The 15,448-nt window shown below is 46.5% G+C and carries 15 protein-coding genes; 6 read left to right on the plus strand and 9 right to left on the minus strand.

What is annotated here, in order from left to right; all coding sequences use genetic code 11:
* Positions 1 to 61: 61 nt before the first annotated feature.
* The 4 genes from AC1DYT_RS16910 to AC1DYT_RS16925 form a co-directional block, all read right to left on the minus strand.
* Positions 62 to 1,225 (minus strand): hypothetical protein, encoded by a 1,164-nt coding sequence (locus tag AC1DYT_RS16910; RefSeq protein WP_477470739.1) that lies wholly within the window; start codon positions 1,223 to 1,225, stop codon positions 62 to 64.
* Complete coding sequence (locus tag AC1DYT_RS16915) at positions 1,222 to 2,934, minus strand: trypsin-like peptidase domain-containing protein (RefSeq protein ID WP_477470740.1); 1,713 nt, start codon at positions 2,932 to 2,934, stop codon at positions 1,222 to 1,224. Before AC1DYT_RS16915 ends, AC1DYT_RS16910 begins: the two co-directional genes overlap by 4 nt.
* A 309-nt stretch (positions 2,935 to 3,243) precedes the next feature.
* The gene (locus AC1DYT_RS16920; RefSeq protein WP_477470741.1) at positions 3,244 to 3,630 is read right to left on the minus strand and encodes a DoxX family protein; all 387 of its coding nucleotides are present in this window, start codon (positions 3,628 to 3,630) and stop codon (positions 3,244 to 3,246) included.
* Positions 3,631 to 3,752: 122 nt separating this feature from the next.
* Positions 3,753 to 4,985, minus strand: a complete 1,233-nt coding sequence (locus AC1DYT_RS16925; protein ID WP_477470742.1) for a cytochrome-c peroxidase — start codon at positions 4,983 to 4,985, stop codon at positions 3,753 to 3,755.
* 349 nt (positions 4,986 to 5,334) lie between these two features.
* On the opposite strand from AC1DYT_RS16925, the gene AC1DYT_RS16930 reads away from it, so the two are divergent.
* The 6 genes from AC1DYT_RS16930 to AC1DYT_RS16955 all read left to right on the plus strand — a co-directional run bounded on the left by AC1DYT_RS16930 (position 5,335) and on the right by AC1DYT_RS16955 (position 9,403).
* Complete coding sequence (locus AC1DYT_RS16930; protein ID WP_477470743.1) at positions 5,335 to 6,783, plus strand: sensor histidine kinase; 1,449 nt, start codon at positions 5,335 to 5,337, stop codon at positions 6,781 to 6,783.
* A 209-nt stretch (positions 6,784 to 6,992) separates the two neighbouring features.
* The gene (locus AC1DYT_RS16935; protein WP_477461542.1) at positions 6,993 to 7,334 is read left to right on the plus strand and encodes an ArsR/SmtB family transcription factor; all 342 of its coding nucleotides are present in this window, start codon (positions 6,993 to 6,995) and stop codon (positions 7,332 to 7,334) included.
* Positions 7,321 to 7,806, plus strand: coding sequence for an SRPBCC family protein (locus AC1DYT_RS16940; protein ID WP_477470744.1), 486 nt, complete (start codon positions 7,321 to 7,323; stop codon positions 7,804 to 7,806). The genes AC1DYT_RS16935 and AC1DYT_RS16940 overlap by 14 nt, the downstream gene beginning before the upstream one ends.
* Positions 7,807 to 7,817: 11 nt before the next feature.
* Entirely contained in the window at positions 7,818 to 8,702 is an 885-nt protein-coding gene (locus tag AC1DYT_RS16945) for an alpha/beta fold hydrolase (RefSeq protein ID WP_477470745.1), read from the plus strand.
* 67 nt (positions 8,703 to 8,769) lie between these two features.
* Positions 8,770 to 8,982, plus strand: a complete 213-nt coding sequence (locus AC1DYT_RS16950; RefSeq protein WP_477470746.1) for a hypothetical protein — start codon at positions 8,770 to 8,772, stop codon at positions 8,980 to 8,982.
* Positions 8,966 to 9,403, plus strand: coding sequence for a putative toxin-antitoxin system toxin component, PIN family (locus tag AC1DYT_RS16955; RefSeq protein ID WP_477470747.1), 438 nt, complete (start codon positions 8,966 to 8,968; stop codon positions 9,401 to 9,403). The genes AC1DYT_RS16950 and AC1DYT_RS16955 overlap by 17 nt, the downstream gene beginning before the upstream one ends.
* Positions 9,404 to 9,463: 60 nt before the next feature.
* On the opposite strand, the gene AC1DYT_RS16960 is transcribed toward AC1DYT_RS16955, so the two are convergent.
* The 5 genes from AC1DYT_RS16960 to AC1DYT_RS16980 all read right to left on the minus strand — a co-directional run bounded on the left by AC1DYT_RS16960 (position 9,464) and on the right by AC1DYT_RS16980 (position 15,313).
* Entirely contained in the window at positions 9,464 to 10,012 is a 549-nt protein-coding gene (locus AC1DYT_RS16960) for a carboxymuconolactone decarboxylase family protein (protein WP_477470748.1), read from the minus strand.
* A gap of 11 nt (positions 10,013 to 10,023) precedes the next feature.
* Complete coding sequence (locus AC1DYT_RS16965; protein ID WP_477470749.1) at positions 10,024 to 10,575, minus strand: carboxymuconolactone decarboxylase family protein; 552 nt, start codon at positions 10,573 to 10,575, stop codon at positions 10,024 to 10,026.
* Positions 10,576 to 10,599: 24 nt separating this feature from the next.
* Positions 10,600 to 11,862, minus strand: a complete 1,263-nt coding sequence (locus tag AC1DYT_RS16970) for an MFS transporter (protein WP_477470750.1) — start codon at positions 11,860 to 11,862, stop codon at positions 10,600 to 10,602.
* Between the two features lie 7 nt (positions 11,863 to 11,869).
* A complete protein-coding gene (locus tag AC1DYT_RS16975) occupies positions 11,870 to 14,638 on the minus strand; it encodes a TonB-dependent receptor (protein WP_477470751.1) in 2,769 nt (922 codons plus the stop codon).
* Between the two features lie 108 nt (positions 14,639 to 14,746).
* On the minus strand, positions 14,747 to 15,313 hold the full coding sequence (locus tag AC1DYT_RS16980; protein ID WP_477470752.1) for a carboxymuconolactone decarboxylase family protein: 567 nt from the start codon (positions 15,311 to 15,313) through the stop codon (positions 14,747 to 14,749).
* Between the last annotated feature and the right edge of the window lie 135 nt (positions 15,314 to 15,448).

Below are 15,448 nucleotides of genomic sequence, written 5' to 3' on the forward strand. Positions count from 1 at the left end.
ACTAACGCGATTGAGTTTTGACTATATAACCTCCTAATGCCATAGCCGATGTTTAATTAAGTTATAAACTCATACGAACTCTGTTACGCTTTTTGGGTGATTTGACTGGTTCACCGTCATCCCCCACCGAGAACGCACCACCACCCGTTAAGTCTAATGTTTTACGAATCCCTAATGTCAAAATTCTATTATTTGTAAATGCTGAAAAATTATGCTTAGAGAGCAGTCCTCTCCATTCAAAAAAAACATAGTTACTTATTTCATTGGTCTTACCCTTAAATGCAAATTGTCCGGTTACTGTTGCATATGTGATAGATGTAGGGACATCGCCAAAAACCTTTTTAAAATCAACTTCGGATGATGAGGTTATATTATGCCAGCCGCGTGTGATCTGCCCGCTTAATGTAAACACGTTATCGTATTTAAGAGCAATACCAAACCTGATATTGTGTTGAATTACGAGGTTGTTGGAATCCTTTAGATTTGGTATAAATTTCAAACCAAAACCAAAGGGCATTACTGTTATCTGTGTTTTTTTATCATTAAAAAAGAAGTTGAGGTAGTTGTTGAAAGTTAAGCCAGCCCTGCCGTATAACATTAACGCAGGAACTAACGACACAGAGTCTTTGGTGTTTATTTGTGCACCCATATAAGGATTTACGTCGATTTGCCATGAAAAATTCTTTGTGTTAGACAATCTTGTAACGCCGCCCATATTGACGACAGGCGTAAGGTCTGACAGGAATTTATTATTTCCCACGAAATTGGCACTTGCCAACACTCCAAGATATCCCTCTGTGGGGTCTGAATCATCCAGGTTTTCTTTAGGATCGTCCTTTTCCTTAACAACTGTTCCATCGGCAGCTTTAAGGTCAAAGCTCACGGTCCCTATTGCATTTCCGTTAAGAAAGATGTCAAATACATGTTTTTTTTGCTCCATCGCTCCTTTTAAAAGAAATGTTTCGTCGGTGGCGGTAACTGAGGTTGCCGATATTACTTCGGTTGTGTCATGCCAATGAACTTCAATTTGGGGTAACTCAGTAGCAGTAAAGCCAGTGAATTTCAGGTAAGCTTCGTTGTCCCAGTTGGCTTTAGTCATGTCGATTTTATTCCCGGATAGTGCGAGACCCGCGGTAGTTATATCTGCCTTCTTAATTTCATAGTGCTGGGCAAAACAGATTGAAGGCATAATTAACGTAAGCAAATAGAGTAAAAATTTTTTCATGATAATGTTGGTTTTAGGGTAATTGAAAAATGAGCAAGTATTCTTTGTATAGGAAGGACATAAGTGAACTCTGAAGAAGTCGCGATAATGATTCCAATAGCGTTATTATCATTGTCGACAACAGGGGCACCCGAGTCTCCACTATTGGCTCGCATATTGGTAGATATTAATCCTTTCAATGTAACAGTTTCCAAACTGTTATTTATTTTGTAATTTATATCGCAGGTTGCGGAAACTTGTTGTATAGTCCCCTCTAAAGCACCCGTTGTCCTTCCGACGGATTTAACTTTGAAATGCGCATTAACATGGGCTTGCGTAACAGTAATTGGCGTTACCGGGGCTTTGTCGATATTGCATATTCTTTCAGTTATCATGACAAGAGGGTCATCAATTGTTGCCAAAGCACAATCTAGTTCAGCGTTTAATGTTCCTTCTATAACTTTGCCCAATGGTGGCCCTTGGGGATTATCTCTTTTGCCTGGCGAACAAATTATTTCGTTGGTCGGCACCGTGCTTTTAAAATTCAATTTCCGGGCGTTTAGTTCGGGGGAACAGAAAACATGATAGCAACTAAGTATATGCGGAACGTTATTTCGGTAAACTACGAAGCCAAGCGTGCCGGTTGTATTCCCTTGATTTCTGGAGGTTGAACAACCAGGCCTCTTGGGTACCGTATTATCGCAAAGCAGGGCGGGTGTAGCCGATGCCTGGATTGTGCTTCCGGTTGCCCTAACGTCTGTTGGTATATCATAAATTTTCCCATCAACAGACGGGAATTTTATGATAGGCGGTATGGGGGTAAACAGCTTATCGTCTTGCAAAAGCTTTTGAATTGGGCTGAATACAAGGCAATTAACATCTGTGGTTTGGCCTGAAATTTGTTTTTTCCCAACACTCACGGCGACAATATCAAATGCTTGTTTCCACTCATCAAATTTTTTGCTTATCGCTTCTGCTAGTACGGTTTCGGGTATATTATCGCTGGTTACATTGTCAGCAGTCGGAGAGCCATCTCCCTGCGCTTGTACATCGGTTGGTATAGTATACGTTTTGTTGGCCGATGTATATGGGATGGTGGGCGGTATGGCAACAGATTTATCGGTTTTTTCCTTTACCACGAAAACGATGCAGTTGGTTTCATTTGTAACCTGTTGTGTTACTTTTTTCCCGGGGATTATGTCTATGCAGTTATAGGTAATGAGCCATTGTTCTTTATTGTTTTTTATGGCTTCCTCAATAATGGCAGACGGGACAATTTCGGCCGTCGGGTTGGTCGAGCTTAGTGCCTGGCTAAATAGTTCCTGCGATATTTTACTGCCTTGCTCGGTAGCCTTAGAGCCAAAATAAAAAGACGACACAGCAATGGCCAGCGTGGCTAGTGTGGTTAGCACTTGCTTTGATAACTCAGCATTTACATTACTGTACGAAAAAATGATGGCCGACAACGCAAAAAAAACGATTACCAGCAATGCTATTATGGCCCTAACTGATCCGTTTGGCATGCCCAATGCTGTTGTAGCATCTCCTTTGCTTTTTTGCGCAATATTAAAAATATAATAAATGCACAAAAATGCCATCAAAAAGGCACCGATAATAATAAAACTGCTATCTGTAAGGGCTAACGTAAACTTGTCGCGATAGAATATTATGGTGGTGATTGCCACTAGCAGCCCAATTACAAACGATATTATCGTATATAAATACTTCATATATGTTATTTTTAATAATTTATTACCTGACTCGGTTGCAAGCGTTGCAATCGAAAAAATTACCCAATAACAAAGACTTAGTTGATAGGACTAACAACCTTAACAGGTTGCGCGGGGGAATTGTGATAAGCCTTAAGTCGTCTTAAAATTAAATAATTATATTAATAATAGCAAGTGTGTAGAAATATTTAATATTCTATAAATATTGTTGTTGGACTGTGGTGGTTTAATCGTAAACCAGCTTTGGACTGAACTTAAACAAAAAGTACGCGGTTAAGTAACCGCACGCTTTTTTATGTGTTTCTATTATTATTCGCCCCGTACCAGCTTTTGCAGCTTTTCGTTACGGAAATATATCCCCGCCCAGGTTAGCGCGCCAAATAGAAACGGGAACAAATAAGGCTGTCCTGGTGTACGCATCATAACCGCAACCGCACCGCCAAGGTATCCGGTAATCAATACCGCACCTAAAACGGAGGTGCGTGGTATAGCGTAAAGGATGGTGCAGGCCAACAGTATAAAGCCGATGGAGGGGATACGTTCTACCGGCCAACCCAGCGCAACGCTGCCGTCTAGAGAATGCTTTTCCAGCATAATTTTTCCAATAGCATCAAACAGGTAAAAGGCTATCATAAGTCCGCTGATGATCCACCCGGCCCATAAGGCCGCTTTTGATGTTGATTTAGTTTCAGTCATGTCTTTAAGTTTTATGTTGGTTAAAATTACCATCATAAAACCACATCGTAAGGGTATGATTGCGACATAATAAGGGTGTAGAATGCAAATCCTACACCCTTATTGCCAACTCAAAACCCAGGCTAGTTATTCAGGAAGGGGCTGCCCCATTTTTTGTTGGTATAAACATCTTTGCCGCTAAGCGTAGCCAAAAAGGCCACGATGGCGGCTTGCTGTTCGGCACTCAGGCGCAGGTTTTGCCCGCGGCCGCCGCCAAGCAGTCGTGGGTCGAGATTGGTGTTAGCGGGTTCCACGGTAATTTGGTTGTAATGGGCCACTACCGCTTGCAAGGTAGTCAGGCTGCCGTTATGCATGAACATGCCGTTTGCCGTGCCTGTGGCGTTCAATACATTGCGCAGGGATGGTGCCTTGGTATTGCTGATGTCTGTTGCGGTGCTGCCCGCCACGCCTATGATGCCGTTGTTGCCGGCCTTGGGGTCGATATCGAACTCCGGCGCACGATGGCAACCCTGGCAGCCTGCACCGTTAACAACCGTGCCTGGCGGCGATGGCGGGTTGATGAATAATGATTTACCGAGGTTTTCCTGCGCGGTAAAGTTGGGGAAATCCTGGTTGAGGTTGCGGGTTGCTGCCAGCCCTGTATCAAACTTAGAATCGAAAGATTGTATGCTGCGGATAAAAGCAGAGAGCGCCGTTTGCATCCTTGCCTGCGTAACCGTAGCATCGCCATATACGAATTTGAAGAGCTCCTGATAATAGCCGATAGCCTGTAGTTTGGCAATGAGGGTGGCAATGCCAGGGTCGCCATTGGTGCCGCTAAAGCCCATCTCGTTGTGGTTTTGTATAGGCTGCACGGTTTGATCTTCGAGCGTGGCGGCGCGTTTATCCCAAAAGAAACGTACTTCCTGCGTAAAGCGGCTATTGGCCAAACGCATAGAGTGGCGGGTGGTTGCACCGTTTACGCCCGGGCTGAGCAGGGCGTCATCGCTAAAGGCCAGGCTTTGTTTATGGCAGTTGCTGCAAGCTATGCTGTTATTAACCGATAAAGCTTTATCGTAAAACAACACCCGACCAAGCGTGGCCCCCGCATTGGTAATAGGGTTTGGGCCGCAGTTATCTTTAGTGATATAAGGGGGGATGTTTTGGGCGGAGTAATTCTCCAGGTTGGCCGGGTTGATGTTGGCCCCGAAGGCCAGCTCCACCGCTGTTTTAACAGATTCTGTAGATGTGGTGGTAGTTGTGGTGCCTGTAGTTGTAATTGCAGGGCTTGCGGCATCGCCTTTTTTGCAGGCATCAACCAGGCAAATGCCCATAGCGGCAAAAGCTACCATCATCAGTATTTTTTTGGGGTTCATTGTCGTCAGGTTTAATTGGTACTGTAAAGTTGAGAATACTTTACCCCGACGGCCTGGTGTGCCGACCAATGACCCTTATGTGCCGACAAAACGTTTGTCAATAAAACTTTGTGCTCATAATAGCTTGGCATTCGGCGTTATGACCACGCCAGCCAAGGTCAGACGGGTTATAAAAGCACAGATTTCCCTTACGTGGAAATTAAATAACCCCAACTCGCAGGGTTTTTATGTACCTTGCATAAATCCGGTCTTTTTTAGGCTCTTGCGAACTAAAAATCACTTACCATAATTGCATCTTCCCGTTCGGACGGGTGTGATGGCTTCTTAAACGACGTCAGTCGGCCCAATTATGGATAAAAAAGACCTATCGGAAGAACTGATATTTGCTAACCGTGAGTTAGCCCTTCAAAATCAGGAAAAAGCAAAACTTGCGGCAGAGCTGATCCTGGCCAATATCGAACTCGACCTTCAGAACGAGGAAAAAATAAAGCGGGCAAATGAACTCATCATCGCCAACAAAGAACTCGATTTCCAAAATTCAGAAAAACTTAAACGGGCAAAAGAGCTGTTAACCGCTAATAAGCAGCTCGATTTGTTATACGAGGAAAGAGAAAAACGCGCCGGGGAGTTGATAATTGCCAATATCGAGCTGCTTTTCCAAAACGAGGAAAAAGAAAAAAGAGCCGCTGAATTGATTATCGCAAACACGGAGTTGATTTTTCAAAACAGCGAAAAAGAAAAGCGGGCCGCCGAGCTGCTGCTGGCAAATACGGAATTGATTTTTCAAAACCAGGAAAAAGAAAAACGCGCCGCAGAACTGATTGTGGCCAACCGCGAATTAGCGTTTCAGAATGAGGAAAAAGAAAAACGCGCCGCTGAGCTGATCGTGGCCAATAACGAACTGATTTTTCAAAATAAAGAGAAGGAAAGAAGGGCAGCCGAGCTGATCATAGCCAACGCCGAATTGATTTTTCAAAACGAGGAGAAAGAAAAACGCGCCGCCGAGCTGGTAATTGCCAATACGGAGTTGATTTTTCAGAATCAGGAAAAAGAAAAGCGGGCGCAGGAGCTGATCATTGCTGATACCGAGCTGCTTTTTCAGGCAGCCGAAAAAGCAAGGCGGGCCGAAGCGGAGGCCAAAAAAGACGAGTTTTTCAATATCGTAAGTCATGAATTCAAAACCCCGCTAACCAGCATAAAAGCCATTAACCAGCTGTTGGAAAAAACGACGAACAAAAACGATAAAAGCTACGCCTTTATATTAAATGCCAGCCATAGCATCAAGCGTTTGGAGCGATTGATAGAAGACCTGCTGGATGTTACCAAAATAAACGCAGGGCAAATAGATCTGAACATACAAGAGTTCAATTTTGCGGACGCTCTGGTCAACAGTATTTTTAATGTGCAGCAAACAGCAAATCACCACCAGATACTCCTCGAAAACGACATCGATATCCGCTACCTGGGCGATCAGTTCCGGATAGAACAGGTTATGGTTAACCTCCTTAACAATGCCATAAAATATTCGCCCAATGCATCCTTAATCATTGTTAAAGCCGAGGCAGAAGCTAATCAGATAACAATTACCGTACAGGATTTTGGGATAGGCATAGCGAAAGAAGATATCAATCAGTTATTTAAACGCTTTTACCGGGTAAGCAAAACGGCCATGCATTACCAGGGAGTTGGCCTGGGCTTATACATCGCCTCTGAAATTATTAAGAAGCATAATGGCACCTTTACCATCAAAAGCGAGCCCGGTAACGGCAGCAGCTTTAACTTTCACCTGCCCCTTTAATCACAAACGCGGCCGCTTAAACCTCAGGACGATAGCGGACCTTTACCTGCCTGGCAAATGGGCCAGAGTGGACATTCGGTCATTAATGCAATTGGTTGATACCCATTCCGACGCAATTAAAAACTTTCGATAAACCATCTTAAAAAAATTTACATTTTCTATTGCGCAATCATATGCTTGCATTTATATTTGCAAGCATATACTTGCATATGATTGTCAGAAGAGATGTTTTCCAGGCCATTGCCGATCCTACCCGTCGCCAAATCATCAGTCGCATTGCCTCCGGCGCCATGAACCTGAACGCCGTTGCCGATGCGTTCGACATTAGCCGGCAGGCGGTATCGGGTCACATCAAGATATTGACCGAATGCGGCTTGGTAGCTATCCGCAAACAGGGCCGCGAACGTTTCTGCGAAGCCAAACTGGATCAGCTTGCCGAGGTGACGGACTGGGTGGAAGAATCGAGGAAATTATGGGCAGGCAGATTCAATGCATTGGATAATTTTTTAGCCGACATACAAGCAAAACCTACGGAAAATGGAACCAAGTAAAACCGACACTAAACAAAAAGAAGTTTGGATAAGCCACCTGTGCGATGCCCCGCGCGAAGTGGTATTTAAAGCCTGGACAGATACTGAGCAGTTGAAGCATTGGTACGCACCCGATGGCTGCACTATCGATATCCTATCTATGGATGTGCGGCCCGGCGGCAGCTTCCAAACCTGCATACACAACCCCGTTTATGGCGATTGCTGGTGCAAGGGCGAGTACCTGGAAGTGGTTGCGCCCGAGCGGCTGGTGTTTTCGATATATTTGACCGACCCGCAGGGCAACCGCCTGGCCGACAGCGGCAAGGACGAGAAATGGCCCGGCACCATCATCACTACGATTGTGTTTAAATCTATCGGCGATAAATGTAGCTTTACCCTGCACCAAACCGTAGCCGAGGAACTGGCCAAACAAACCGGCGCCTACCAAAGCTGGTTGCAGATGTTCAACAACCTGGATAAACTGATAGCTTAAACCCAATAACGATGATAACAAAATTTTGGCAGGCCCTTTGTCTTATAGGCATAGCGATTTCCGTACAGGCTTGCACTGTAAGCCATAAAACAGCAAACCAAACCCATACAGCCATGAAACCCGATAGCATCAGCGGATATAAACAAGTGAACGGCATGAAAATGTATTACGAGATACACGGTAAAGGCATGCCCCTGGTATTGATCCACGGCGGTGGCTCCACCATTCGCACCAGCTTTGGGCGCATACTGCCATTCCTTGCGCAGCACAGGCAGGTGATAGCGGTTGAATTGCAAGGCAACGGCCACACCAGCGACCGCGATGCGCCCTTCACCTTTAAGCAGGATGCCGACGATGTTGCCGAGTTGTTAAAGCAATTGGGCATTGCCAAAGCCGATTTTATGGGTTTCAGCAACGGCGGGCAAACTACCTTGCAAATAGCCATGAGCTACCCGCAGCTTACGCGTAAAATAGTGGTAGCATCGTCGTTTACCAAACACAGCGGCGCGCAGCCCTGGTTTTGGGATTTTATGAGCAAGGCAAGCTTTAAAGATATGCCTCAACAGTATAAAGACGAGTTCCTTTCCATACCAGGCAATACGCAGAAGGGCTTGCAGGCCATGCACGATAAATCACTTTACCGCATGCAGCATTTTGAGGGTTGGACGGATGACGAAATCCAAATGATACAAGTGCCCGCCCTTATCATGACGGGCGATGCAGACGTTGCCCCGCCCGAACACGCCACCGAGATAACGCACTACATCGTCGGCTCCAAATTGGCGGTTTTCCCCGGTGGCCACGGTGAGTATTTAGGCGAATTGGTAAACGGCAAAAAAGGCAGCAAAGTGCCGGAATTGGTAGCGGCTTTGGTGGAGGAGTTTTTGGGGGAGTAATATTATATAGGGATTGATTTTGTATTGATAATAAATGTAAATTTGTTTAAGCTATCCTACAGAAACCATGAGCACTTTAAAATACCCTCTAAATAACGCGCAGGTAGAGCTGATGAAACTATTCGGCACCAACTTATCTGATAATGATCTTAATGATTTAAAGAATCTGCTCGCCCGTTTTTTTGCGGAACGAGCCATTGAGGGCGCAGACGAAATTTGGGATAAAAATGGATTGAGCGATGATGATATGGATAAATTGTTGAATGTCGGAAATCAATGATTTAACCGTTGTTCTCGACACCAATGTTTTATTGGTATCTATATCCAGCCGGTCAAAATATCACTGGCTCTATCAAGCACTGTTATATAACAAATTCCGGATTGCGATTACTCAGGATATTCTTTTAGAGTATCAGGAAATAATAGAAACACATTGGAATGCACATGTGGCCTTAGATGTGGTGCGCTCGCTTACAGAACTCCCTAATGCTTTCTTTACATCTGTTCATTATAAACTAGGTTTGATTGATGCCGATGAAGATGACAATAAGTTTGTGGACTGTGCATTTGCTGCCAATGCCGATTACATCGTAACGCACGACCGTCATTTTAACATCCTCAAAACCATCCCTTTTCCACGTATCCCATTGTTAGATATTCATCAGTTCAAGGATTTATTGGGAATCCCTCACGATATTTAATGCCAAAAAGCCCCCAAACTTCCGTCCGGAGGCTTTAAGCTGAAATTAGCTTCTGTTATGCTATTTGTAAACGCTGCTTTGGTAACCGTCTAATGCGCGTTGCGGGGCGCGGTTTACGTAGAATTGCCTGTCTTGCGGGGCCCACGTGGCCAGGCCATCTACATAGCGGTTAAACATGCAGAAGGATGCGGCAATCAATACGGTATCGTGTATTTCCTTGTCAGTCGCGTTTTCCGCCCGAGCGGCAGTAATCTGTTCTTCGGTTACGGCTTTGCCGCCTTTTTGCACGCTGGCCGCAATAGCCAGCAAGGCTTTCATTTTAGGGGTAATAGCTGTCGAAGTAAAATCACTTTTGATAGCGTCTATCTCGTCGATATTGCAGCCCAGGTAGTGGCCGGCTAATGCGCCGTGTACATTCTGACAAAAAAAGCAATCGTTAAGGTATGATACGTAGGTGCCAATCAGCTCGCGATCGCCGCGGCTGAGGGTGTTATCATCATCGCGCAGTAAAACTTCGGCAAGCGCATTCAAAGGAGCCTCTGTTTTTGGGCTGTAAGCCATCAGGCCGCGGATGCCGGGCAGTTCATTCTCTAAATTAATGTGTGCCATTGGTTTCGTTTTTAAGTGGTTACCGGTTTTTGTGGCAGCGCATAGCCTTGCACCATACGTTTGCCCATTTCTTTGTAGGCTTCCGGGTCGGTAGGGGTGAGGCTTGCCAGGCCATCTACATAGCGGTTGAACATACTGAAAGCGGCAGCTATCAACACGGCATCGTGTATTTCCTTATCGGTAGCACCCTGTGTGCGGGCAGCATCAATGTCCTCCTGCTTTACTTCTGTACCTAGTATCTGCACCTTGCCCGCAATATTAAGTAGGGTCTTCAGTTTGGGGCTGATGTTGGCCGCGCCCATGTCTGTCAGGACATCATCAACCGTGGTATCGTCTTCGCCATATAAGCATCTTGCGGCGGCGGCATGGCTGCTGCTGCAAAACACGCATTCGTTGCGCCGCGATACATAGGCGGCAATCAATTCGCGGTCGGCTTGCGATATGGGCGATTCTCCGCGGAGCAAAACCTCCGCCAAATCGTACAGGTGCTTGCCGGTTTCGGGCCTGAACATTACCAGCGATCTGATACCCGGTACGCCCTCGGGGACTTGTATATGTGCCATAATTTTATCTTTTAATATTATCTGTTAAACATTCATTTCAACCACCTGCGCCTCTTTTGCTTTATCCTTCACCACAAAAAGGGTTATAATCAGTCCTACCACAAACACCAGCGAAAAGATGAAGATGGCGTTGCCGTAACCACCCAGTACCGATACCAACACGCCGATAAACAGTACCGCCGTTGCCGTGAACAGCCTGCCCACGTTGAAGCAGAAGCCGGTTGCCGTTGCCCGTATACCGGTATGGAAAAGCTGGGGAATATAGGCCGATAACACACCCTGGCTTATACCGAAGAAGAGACCCATTAGAGCTATTTCGGCAAAAACTGTACCTGTTACCGAGCTGTTTGTTTTGAATAACACAAACGACAACACGGTAGAAACGGCAAAGCAAAGCAACATAGATTTACGCTGGCCCAACAGGTTTACCACCCAACCGGAAAGGAACCCGCCAATAAGCCCCCCCATGCCCAAAAACTTTATACTCATGCCGCGTTCTTTTGGTGCATCAAATGCGATAAGGCTTTGAACCCAGGTAGGGAGCCAGGAGAAAATAGCCCAAAGGCCGATAAGCATAGTGCCAAAGAGCAGCGAGCCTATTATAACTTCGCGGCGATTTACCGGTGCAAACAGCGCGGTTGATGCCTGGATGGGTTTTTGTTTATGACTTATCCATTGGTCGGATTCTTTTATTACGAAAAATCCAATAATGCTCATTGCCAGCGGCACCGCACCGATGAAAAAGCCGTGACGCCATTGGGGTACGTTATCGGTAATAAACCCGGAAGCAAATATCCCGATAGGGAATGCTATGGACAGGATGCCGATAAACACCGCTTTGTTTTTTTGCGGCCATATCTCGCTGATAAAAGTCATGGCCACAACCATTTCGCCACCAACGCCAAAGCCGCTTAAAAAACGGCAAAGCACCAAACTTTCCCATTTTGGCATCATCCCCGTAAGTATGGTAAAAGTGCCGTAGCAGGCTATCGAAAAAATCAAAGCCTTTTTGCGGCCAATCTTGTCGCTTATCATGCCCCAGGTAAAGCCCCCAATAGCCCAGCCAAATATGAACATAGCGTTGATAAAACCGCTTACGCTGTTTAATTGACCGGCGGCAACATCTCCCTGTAAGTCTTTTACAACTACAGGTAGATAAACAGACATCAAGGTTGATACCGAGCCGCCCAGCGCGCTGCTTACGAAGCAGAGTACAAATGCGGTGGCCAGGTATGCCGTGCTTTTTTTTGTTTGTGCGTTTTCCATTTCAATCGTTATCGCATTCATGTCATTATTATTTTAAAGGACTATCAAATACCAGCGCTACGTAATAGATACCGCCGATAGTTGGCGAGCCGTACGATTGCGAGATGTGCTTGTTGAATATGTTACTTGCACCCAATTTGATGGTGGTGTTTTGTTTTGGAAGTTTTTTGTTGATCTGCGCGTCAAACAGCGAGTAAGCAGCTATACGACCCGGGCGGTTGCCATTAAAAGTACCGTACCAATCAAACTGGCTTTGCCAGTGCCAGTTGATGTTGAAGCCGAAGTTATGGCCAACGTTGGGGTTACCAAAGTTCATGTTGGTGCTGTACTCTGGCGTGTTGTACTGCGCAATGTTGTTAGCATTTGCGTTGCCCAGGTTAAAGTTAGATTTGGTTACGTTACCGCCCAACACATAGCCCCTATCTAACAGGTACGTTAAGCCAAGGCTAACGCCATGTGCCGATACTTTATCCGATGCGTTGGTGTAAAGCTGGAACGCTTTTACCGCGCGGTTGGCTACCTCGCCGGCTGCTGCCATGTTTGGCTTGCCATCGGCACCCAGTACCGGGCTGGTTGGTTGGATAACTACGGTGTTCAGGATAAAATCGGTATAAGAGCTGTGGTAGTAATTCAAATCAACCAAAAGCCTTTCGTTCACTACGCCTTTGTAGCCAATCTCGAACGCTTTTTGCTGCTCGGGCCTGATGTAGGCTACGTTTGATTTTACCAGCAAATCCTTATTGGCGGCAATTGCAGTCGGCGGCGGCGTGCCTGCACCTATAGCAGCACCAACGGCTGCACCGAATGCGTTCACCGATGCCGAAGTGAAGGTGTTTTCGTAAACGTTTAAGCCTTTGCTGTTATTTGGCGCGCCACCCAGTATGGTGATAGGGCCAACATTTAAGTGGATAAACTGATCTACCGGGGTAGGGTTACGGAAACCGGTTTGGTACGATGCCCTGAAATTATGCATGGGCGTTACCGAGTACACGCCCGAGAAACGTGGCGTAAAGCTGCCCTTAAAGTTTTGGTTCTTATCGTAACGGATAGAGGCGGTAAGCTTCAGTTTTTCGTCGAATAGTTTTTTACCGGCCTGTAGGAAACTGCCCCATTCGGTGATGTTGATACGGTTGGTTTTATCATCAAATAAGCTGCCATTGGTAAACATTTTGTACTGGCGAAGGCTGCCACCCGCAAGTAATTCAAACACTTTAATGTGTTTGCTAAAATCGTACTGGCCATCCGAATGGTAAAATTTACTATTGCTGAATACACCGGCACCGCTTAAGCCATAGTTGTGGATAGATGCATCTTTGGCTGCATCATACGCTGCGGTGCCCGGTAAAAGGCGCCCCTGATCGGCAAAGGTGCGGGCGGCTGGATGGTTATTTCCGGTAACGCCGTTAACATTGCCTTTAAAGGCGGCCTCGTAACGATCGAACCAGGTGTTATCTGCATTGGCCGGACTAACGGTTGTCCCCGCCAAATCCTTCACCCATGTGCGGTTAATAAACTGGCCCAGCGAACGGGTGTTGTATGAGTCGTGCGAGTTCTCTTCTACCGAGTAGCCCCTGATGAAGAAGTTACTGCCCTTTAGTTCCAAACGATGGGTTTGCAGCACAAAGTTATTCAGGTCGAAACGGCTGCTGCCGGTATAGCTGGCGGTACCGCGGCCGTAGTTGTACTGATAAATAGCTTCGAGGTTGTTGTTGATGCGGTATTGCAGTGCGCCGTTCAGCTTAAGGCTGTAAACGCCGTAGTTCATCAGGTCGCGTTCTTCGTAGCCGGTACGGTTTACTACGCCAACGCCGGCAATATTCTTGGTTATCTCGTCGCCGTAGATGTTCAATGCATCGCGGGCGGGGTTGTTAGGGCCCCGGTTTGCAGCAGGGATAGATGCGTTGATGTCGGTATAGTCGTTAGCTATCCAGTCGGAACCTGTCAGGTACGATGCATTTAACTTAAAGGCGAATTTATCGTTGAACGATTTTGCGAAGCGCAGGGCGAAATCATACAGCCCTTTGGTGTCGGAAAACGTTTCGCCAACGTGGTTGATGCCCGATTTTACCGATACTGCAAGCCCCTGGTATTTAAAGGGGTCTTTCGTTTTGATAGATAACAAGCCATTGAACGCCACGGGGCCGTATAATGCCGAAGCAGCGCCGGGGATTATCTCCACCGATTCTACATCCAGATCCGATGCGCCGAACTGGTTGCCCACCGAGAAGTTGAGGCCCGGCGTTTGGTTGTCCACGCCATCTACCAGTTGTAAAAAGCGGGCGTTGCCAGTGGTATTGAAGCCGCGGGTGTTCACCTGTTTGTAGGTGATGCTGCTGGTAACGGCTTCTACACCTTTCAGGTTTACCAAGGCATCATAAAAAGTGAAGGAAGGGTTCTCTTTGATGGCTTTAGTGGTAAGCTTCTCTATACTCACCGGCGATTGCAATATGCTTTGGTTTACGCGCGTGGCGGATGTTACCACCTCGTTAAGCTGGGTGGTACGTACAGCCAGCTGGCTTGTTACCGTTTGGCTTGCCGAGGTGATGGTAACTTCCTGCTGATCGTACCCTACGGCGGTAATTACGATGGTGAAAGGCAGTTTTATTTTGCCTGCCGATAGCGTGAACTGGCCTTTTGAATTGGTGGTGGTACCAATTATTTTTTCTTTTACGTTGATGCTGGCGCCGCTAAGCGGTTCGCTGCTGCCGGCAGCCGTTACGGTGCCCGATATTTTTACGTCCTGCGCAAACAGGCGCACAGACGATAGCAAGAATATGATGAGTAAAAACTTTTTCATTGATGGTAATAGTTTAAGGGGTTAGGGTTTTTGTTTAAGTGGCAGCTTTTTAAGTGGCGGCAGCAGTCAATACACTTATTGCAACTGCTACTAAAAGCTGCCAGTGTTTTATACTGCTTTTTTAAGATGGTCGTAACCTTGCGGAAGCCGGGTGTAGCCATGGTTTACCAATCGGCCAGCCAGCACATCGTAGTAGCCTGCTTCGGCCGGTAACGATGTAGCAAGGCCGTCGACATAGCGATTGTACAGGCAAAACAGGGCAGCAATCAGCACCGTATCGTGTATCTCCACATCGCTTGCTCCGGCTGCTTTGGCACGTTCAACTGCCTCGGCGGTTACGGCGCGGCCGCTTTCGCGTGTTTGCGATGCAATGGTTAAAAGCGCTTTCATCTTCTCGCTCACGGGGGCGGTTTCAATGTCTTGCTTTACGCTTGCCGCAGTTTCGGTTTCTCCGGCCAGCAGGTCGGCAGCGGCGGTGTGGGCAGTGGTACAAAAGGTGCATTGGTTGCCGTAGGATACTACAGTGGCTATCAGTTCGCGTTCGGCCTCGGTAAGAGTTGATGGGCCGCGCAGTAAGAATTGGGTAAGCTCGCGTATTGGCTGCGCTGTACCCTTGCTATATTCCAGCAGGCCGGTAATGCCGGGCAGGTGGTCTTCGAGTGCTATGTAAGGCATAAAAAATCCGTATTAAAAATAAACTGAACAGGGGATGGGCACCATACCACAGCAATAGCATAGGTAGGGTTACGCCGGGAAACATGCATGGGCAGTAAGCCGCACGGCACATATCAATCCCCAATTTAAAAATTT

The organism is Mucilaginibacter sp. P1_D10 (assembly GCF_056406215.1).

Excerpts from the sequence above, each read along its gene's own strand:
- AC1DYT_RS16910 (WP_477470739.1), bottom strand. The coding sequence starts at position 1,225 with ATGAAAAAATTTTTACTCTATTTGCTTACGTTAATTATGCCTTCAATC.
- AC1DYT_RS16915 (WP_477470740.1), bottom strand. The coding sequence starts at position 2,934 with ATGAAGTATTTATATACGATAATATCGTTTGTAATTGGGCTGCTAGTG.
- AC1DYT_RS16920 (WP_477470741.1), bottom strand. The coding sequence starts at position 3,630 with ATGACTGAAACTAAATCAACATCAAAAGCGGCCTTATGGGCCGGGTGG.
- AC1DYT_RS16925 (WP_477470742.1), bottom strand. The coding sequence starts at position 4,985 with ATGAACCCCAAAAAAATACTGATGATGGTAGCTTTTGCCGCTATGGGC.
- AC1DYT_RS16930 (WP_477470743.1), top strand. The coding sequence starts at position 5,335 with ATGGATAAAAAAGACCTATCGGAAGAACTGATATTTGCTAACCGTGAG.
- AC1DYT_RS16935 (WP_477461542.1), top strand. The coding sequence starts at position 6,993 with ATGATTGTCAGAAGAGATGTTTTCCAGGCCATTGCCGATCCTACCCGT.
- AC1DYT_RS16940 (WP_477470744.1), top strand. The coding sequence starts at position 7,321 with ATGGAACCAAGTAAAACCGACACTAAACAAAAAGAAGTTTGGATAAGC.
- AC1DYT_RS16945 (WP_477470745.1), top strand. The coding sequence starts at position 7,818 with ATGATAACAAAATTTTGGCAGGCCCTTTGTCTTATAGGCATAGCGATT.
- AC1DYT_RS16950 (WP_477470746.1), top strand. The coding sequence starts at position 8,770 with ATGAGCACTTTAAAATACCCTCTAAATAACGCGCAGGTAGAGCTGATG.
- AC1DYT_RS16955 (WP_477470747.1), top strand. The coding sequence starts at position 8,966 with ATGTCGGAAATCAATGATTTAACCGTTGTTCTCGACACCAATGTTTTA.
- AC1DYT_RS16960 (WP_477470748.1), bottom strand. The coding sequence starts at position 10,012 with ATGGCACACATTAATTTAGAGAATGAACTGCCCGGCATCCGCGGCCTG.
- AC1DYT_RS16965 (WP_477470749.1), bottom strand. The coding sequence starts at position 10,575 with ATGGCACATATACAAGTCCCCGAGGGCGTACCGGGTATCAGATCGCTG.
- AC1DYT_RS16970 (WP_477470750.1), bottom strand. The coding sequence starts at position 11,862 with ATGAATGCGATAACGATTGAAATGGAAAACGCACAAACAAAAAAAAGC.
- AC1DYT_RS16975 (WP_477470751.1), bottom strand. The coding sequence starts at position 14,638 with ATGAAAAAGTTTTTACTCATCATATTCTTGCTATCGTCTGTGCGCCTG.
- AC1DYT_RS16980 (WP_477470752.1), bottom strand. The coding sequence starts at position 15,313 with ATGCCTTACATAGCACTCGAAGACCACCTGCCCGGCATTACCGGCCTG.